We start from the raw sequence: 4128 nt of genomic DNA, 5'->3' as shown, positions 1-4128 counted from the left end.
TATTTTTATCAATTCTGCAATCATTTATCTTAATATTAAGTTTCTTAAACCTTCTTGATGCTTGTGAATAGCTGATAACTGCCAAATCTCTTCCTATTTGTTGCAAATACCCTTTTATAAACCCGACTGTTTGTCTTAAACCAATTCTAAAGAAACTGACGATTATATGCACCAAAATCACAACTTTATCACTATAAATATAGTTGCCGCCCTGCATTTTTGGACAATTCTCGTACCAATTTTCTATGGCGTCATTGATATAACAAAAAATGCTTCCTCTTTCTTGGAGAAATTTGTTATATTCATGGCAGTTACTGACTCTCATTTTTTGTGGCATATTTTTTCTTCAACAGTTAAATGGCTATTTATAATGAATTTTGTCAGTAACTGCCAGTTCTTTTCACTTGAGCGATGCAACAAAGCCATTCCAGACTGGGATGACATCCTTTCTAGTGAAGATTGCTCTCAAATCGCAATGTTCGTACAGTTGTGTGTCTGGGCACTGGATGCGTTTGAAGCAACTTATAAGATTTTTGACTATATATCATCAAGTATAGCGTGATTAACTTCGACTTTATACTTTGATTCCAGATAGCTAATTAATTGCTCTTTTAGCGATATCATCACACGTTTTCCAGTGTCAAGCATGTTTAATTTGCCATTTGATGAATGCATTTCTTTTAGAACACCTATTATAATTTCATTATTGTATTGAATAGGATCTGTCACTGAACCAGTTGTTTTCATATTGAAAATCTCTTCTACAAAAGAAAAGGGGTAGTTTTGTTGATCCACTTTATTGCGGTGCATCTGCTGACCTTTAACTAATTCCACACCTTGAATTTCTTCCAAATCTGTTTTTTCTCTTAGTTGAACTGCAACCTCTTGCCCGAATTTAAACATTCTTTCTTTTATAAACTCACTACGCCAAAGCTCTACCGCTAATGCCCTGCCTTCTTCAAAACTTTGTGATTTAGGTGGAACGATATCGATGATTTTTACACTAACAACAGCGTCCCCAACGCCCTTAAAATAACCTTTCTGATCCTTTTCTCGCGAAAAAATGAAAGAAATCAAATCACCAGAATCTCCTACGTTATTACCGCTTTGATCTTTTCCACTCGCATCTACTGGACCAATAGTTTGTATAGGTAAATTATATTCACTCAATATTTCTTCAATTTCTGAACCATTGTATATCTTATAGTTCACTTGGTTTATGAAATCATTGACTCTTTCAAAAGACTTTTGGTTAGTTAGAACTGACTTTATGTCTTTTTTTAAATCAACTAAGTCTTCATCAGAGATTTGATGCGCACTTTCCACTTTTACTATGTGCCAACCAAAACTGCTTGCTAAAACTTCACTTACTTCACCTACTTTAAGAGCAAATACCTTCTCTCTCACGTCTTCTGGTAAAAAATCCTTAGTTATATTATTTACTCTAGTTTCCTCAAGTTTTGCTTTGCCAAACTCTTCTACTATCTGTTCAAAGCTTGTTTTACCCTCCTCAAATGCTCTTCTTGCTGTCTCAGCTTCTTCTTTGGTAGAAAATATTGCATTGAATATATCTCTTTGATTTTTAAGTTCTTGTTGTTCTATTATACCATCAACTTCTTCATCTGAGATCTTGATTTGATCTTCAAAATACTTTTGGCCTAGGGAAATATATTGCGCAGTTCGATACTCAGGATAATAAAAATGGGATTTATTTCTTTCGTACAAATCAAGTAAGGCTTGATCATCTGGTTCAGGAATGTTTGTAACTGCATCTTCAGTTATTTTAACAATATCAACTACTCTAGTTTGGTAGCGACTTTTGTATATCTGCTCATCAATTTTCTCGCCAAAAGTTACTGGATAATTATCTTTAAATAATGAAGTCATGAACATCATTGCAGGCAGGACTTTCTCTAGCTTTGCTATATACTCTTTCTCTGTCATATGCAGGTCATTTAGCGTTTCATAGAATTTATTTTTGTCAAATTCACCTTTATCATTTTGAAAGTATTTGGTGTTTTTAATATGGTTTTTTATAGATTCTTCTCCAACTGTCAACCCCAGCTCACTAGTTAGGTTAAACAATAGTTTTTGCTCTATAAGTGCGTTAAGCAAATCATATTTCAGCTTTTTTACTTGTTCTCTACTCGCATCAGATCCAGAAATTTGTTTTCCATAATTTTGATATAGCGACTTATACTCATCTGACGTTATAACTTCTTTTCCAACCCTAGCTACCTCTTCTTTTTCATCATCACCTGATAAAAGGTTGCCAACTCCCACAAAGATTAACAAGCAAGCTAAAAGGACAACGGTTATTTTAGTGAAAAAATTTTTAACATTCATTTTAAACTCAGTTAATTAATGGTTAATTATAGAATAGTGATAATTTAATACTTGTAAACCTGTTGCTTTATTAGATAATATATATAATATATTAACTTAAAATTTAACTCTCTAATCTTAAATAGGAACATATGTTTAACTGAGTTATACTATACCTTAGGAAGGGGAAATATTTTGTTTGAAATATGCTTAAAGGTAAGCGCATTTAATTAACTTAAGAGGTGGGAAGTGACAAACAAAAAGTTATTGAATGACAAAATTAATGCTTTTTTAGTTTTAATAGTTTATATTTTAGCTCTGTATAACAGTAAGGGATACTTTAAATGGGAGATGCTTTTTTGATGTCAATGGAATCTTCTAAGGGCAATAACGATAGAAATAAACAGTTTCTAGTGCAAATAGCTGCTTGGTTAGTAGACAACACTGGTTTAACTTTTAATCAAATAGCACAATGTTGCAGATTGGCCCTTGAAGAAGTACAAGACATAGCTGATGAGGAAATAGAAGTAGAAAAATATAACCCTATTATTTCTGGAATAATTACTGAAAAAGAAATCGATGATTGCAAAAAAAATCCAAATCGTGTACCAAATTTGATTATAAAAAATATAAAAAAAAGGAGTAAAGCGATTGGTAGCATTCTTGGCTTTGCCTCTACGGCAAGACGTAGAGATAAACCTGATGCGATTTATTATTTAGTAAAAAAATTTCCTATCTTGGACAATAACGTTATAGCTAAATTAATTAGTACAACAAATTACACAGTTGAGCAGGTAAAAGATGGATCTCATCATAACATGCAAAATATAAAACCCCAAGATCCTGTACTACTCGGCTTATGTAGTCAAGAAAATTTAGAAGCAGAAGTGGAAAAAGCAAAAGTAGAAGAGGAGAAGCAAGAAAGGTTAAAAAAATATAAAGAATAGCTATTGAAAATCCTCAAATTTTTGTGTTTTGTTAACATTAAATTAACTTGACTTGCTAGTGTTTATTAGTATAATGTAAGTAAAGTACGGGGTTTAATGATAATTAAGCTTAATACGCACTGAAACTAACTCAGCCTAATTTATTATCTTATAGTCACATTTTAGGTTAGTAAGCATCAATTAAAATTTTTGGAGGATTATGACAACAATCAATGAAGATGTTTTGGCAAAAGGAAAGGTTACAGCTCAACCTGAAAAAAGTGAGCAAATTTACAATAACGATACAGTAAAACAGATGGTCAATGAAGGTACTGAGAAAAACAGAAAAACATTAGATCTGAGGGAATTAAAAGAGAAAACAGCAGAAGAATTGTTAGAGTTAGCTGAAGAAAGAAAAATTTCAACTAACGGTAAAAGCAATGGTAGAATGCTAAAGCAGGAAATAATATTCAGCTTAATGAAAAAAATGAGTGAAGAAGGAGGCATAACCACAGGGAGTGGAATAGTGGAAATATTGCCTGATGGTTTTGGTTTCTTACGTTCAGCAAGTGCAAATTATGCCCCAAGTACCGATGATGTTTATATTTCTAACGGGCAAATAAAGAAGTTTAATTTACGTACAGGAGATATGGCATATGGAGAAATAAGGCCACCTGGTGATAAAGAGAGATATTTTACTTTAACTAAGGTTCAAAGTATAAACTCTACTGAAGTAAGTGAATTAAGAAAGTACGTCCATTTTGATAATTTGCTTCCTCTTTATCCTGAGGAAAGCATAGTACTTGAGTGTAATAATGGTGATGATAAAAAAGGCTTAAGCATGCGTGCTATAGATATAGTAGCTCCTCTTGGAAAA

The 4128-nt window shown here is 32.4% G+C and carries 4 protein-coding genes and 1 pseudogene; 3 read left to right on the top strand and 2 right to left on the bottom strand.

From position 1 onward, the window contains the following. Window positions 1–337, bottom strand: a 337-nt coding sequence (locus tag ACIPNH_RS02035) for a transposase (protein WP_174515693.1), incomplete at its 3' end; no start/stop codon positions are given. 33 nt (window positions 338–370) lie between these two features. Here ACIPNH_RS02035 and ACIPNH_RS02030 point away from each other — a divergent pair. Beyond that, on the top strand, window positions 371–562 hold the full coding sequence (locus ACIPNH_RS02030; RefSeq protein ID WP_400771418.1) for a hypothetical protein: 192 nt from the start codon (window positions 371–373) through the stop codon (window positions 560–562). Here the strand turns inward: ACIPNH_RS02030 and ACIPNH_RS02025 are convergent. Continuing rightward, window positions 538–2349: pseudogene (locus tag ACIPNH_RS02025) on the bottom strand (peptidylprolyl isomerase); the annotation flags it as partial. The gene ACIPNH_RS02030 and the pseudogene ACIPNH_RS02025 overlap by 25 nt on opposite strands. Window positions 2350–2669: 320 nt before the next feature. Between ACIPNH_RS02025 and ACIPNH_RS02020 the strand changes: the two are divergent. Together ACIPNH_RS02020 and ACIPNH_RS02015 are read left to right on the top strand one after the other, a co-directional pair. Then, the gene (locus ACIPNH_RS02020; protein WP_400771415.1) at window positions 2670–3272 is read left to right on the top strand and encodes a cell cycle transcriptional regulator TrcR; all 603 of its coding nucleotides are present in this window, start codon (window positions 2670–2672) and stop codon (window positions 3270–3272) included. A gap of 199 nt (window positions 3273–3471) precedes the next feature. Further along, window positions 3472–4128 (top strand): Rho termination factor N-terminal domain-containing protein (locus ACIPNH_RS02015; protein ID WP_400771412.1); only part of this gene is annotated, 657 nt, incomplete at its 3' end.

The organism is Wolbachia endosymbiont of Drosophila barbarae, assembly GCF_044752445.1.
GTDB classification, from domain to species: Bacteria; Pseudomonadota; Alphaproteobacteria; order Rickettsiales; family Anaplasmataceae; genus Wolbachia; species Wolbachia pipientis.
This window is presented reverse-complemented; position numbering and strand designations above follow the sequence as displayed.

What these genes read in the sequence shown, in the direction of transcription:
- ACIPNH_RS02030 (WP_400771418.1), top strand. Translation starts at nt 371, where the DNA reads ATGAATTTTGTCAGTAACTGCCAGTTCTTTTCACTTGAGCGATGCAAC.
- ACIPNH_RS02020 (WP_400771415.1), top strand. Translation starts at nt 2,670, where the DNA reads ATGGGAGATGCTTTTTTGATGTCAATGGAATCTTCTAAGGGCAATAAC.